The organism is Actinomadura barringtoniae (assembly GCF_017573505.1).
Taxonomy (GTDB): domain Bacteria; phylum Actinomycetota; class Actinomycetes; order Streptosporangiales; family Streptosporangiaceae; genus Spirillospora; species Spirillospora barringtoniae.
Genome location: NZ_JAGEOJ010000056.1, coordinates 1 through 1,121, shown reverse-complemented (window position 1 = coordinate 1,121; position 1,121 = coordinate 1). Strand labels below are relative to the sequence as shown.

The following is a 1,121-nucleotide window of genomic DNA, read 5'->3' as shown; positions in this document are numbered from 1 at the left end:
TGGGCTAGCTGTACTGACCAGTGAGGTTGGGAACGCGGCTGGCTGGTGGGAGGCCGCCTAGGGCGGTGTGGCCGCGGTGATGGTTGTACATGTGTAGCCAGGGTGCAAGTGCGGCGCGGCGTTGGGTCTCGCAGGTGTAGGGGCGGGCGTAGGCCCATTCGTCGGCCAGGGTGCGGTGGAAGCGTTCCACTTTGCCGTTGGTTTGGGGCCGGTAGGGGCGGGTGCGTTTGTGGGTGATGCCGGCGGCGGTGAGGGTGTCGCGCCAGGTCCGGGAGCGGTAGCAGGACCCGTTGTCGGTCAGGACCCGGCGCACGGTGATTCCGGCGGCGGTGAAGAACGCCTGTGCGCGGGTCCAGAACGCGGCGGCGGTGTCTTTGCGTTCGTCGGGCAGGATCTCGGTGTAGGCCAGGCGGGAGTGGTCGTCGATGGCGGTGTGCAGGAAGCCATAGCCCAGCAGGGGGTTGCCGTAGGCGTTGCGTTCGGCGGTCTGAGTGCGCTGGCTGTTGCGGCCGCCGGTCTGGCGGCCGTGGACACGGTGTCCGCCGCCGTCGGGGATGTTGCCCAGCTTCTTGACGTCGACGTGGATCAGGTCGCCGGGGCAGGCGTGCTCATAGCGGCGGATCGGCCGGCCGGTCGCGCGGTCCAGATGCGCCAGCGATGGGCAGCCATACCGTCGCAGGACCCGGTGCACGGTGGAAGCAGCCAGCCCCAGCCGGGCGGCGATCCGGGCTGGTCCCAGCCGGTGGGTGACCCGCACTTTGACGATGCGCCGTTCGATGCGTTCGCTGGTGCGGGCCGGGCTGTGATGGGGACGGCTGGACCGGTCGGCCATGCCCGCCGCTCCGAGCCGGCGGTATCGGTCGGCCCATCGCTTGGCCGTGGTGGGTGCGACCTGGAACCGCTCGGCCGCCCGCCGCAGCGACCATCCGTCCTCCACCACACAACGCGCCAGTTCCAACCGACCCCGCGGGGTGAGCTTGGCGTTAGCGTGGACCATGCAGGGCCTCCTGGTGTTCAAGGTGCAAGTTGTGGTGACTCACACCTCGCCAGGAGGCCCTCCCTCATTTCAAGATCATCCAGCCGTGTCTCCGTTACCAACGTCCATGGTCAGTACAGCTAGC

1 protein-coding gene is annotated in these 1,121 nt (G+C 68.9%); it reads right to left on the bottom strand.

The window, feature by feature from the left end:
* Nucleotides 1-4: 4 nt before the first annotated feature.
* Complete coding sequence (locus tag J4573_RS53370; protein WP_208264184.1) at nt 5-997, bottom strand: IS481 family transposase; 993 nt, start codon at nt 995-997, stop codon at nt 5-7.
* Between the last annotated feature and the right edge of the window lie 124 nt (nt 998-1,121).

Coding starts and splice junctions, on each gene's coding strand:
- J4573_RS53370 (WP_208264184.1), bottom strand. CDS start 997: ATGGTCCACGCTAACGCCAAGCTCACCCCGCGGGGTCGGTTGGAACTG.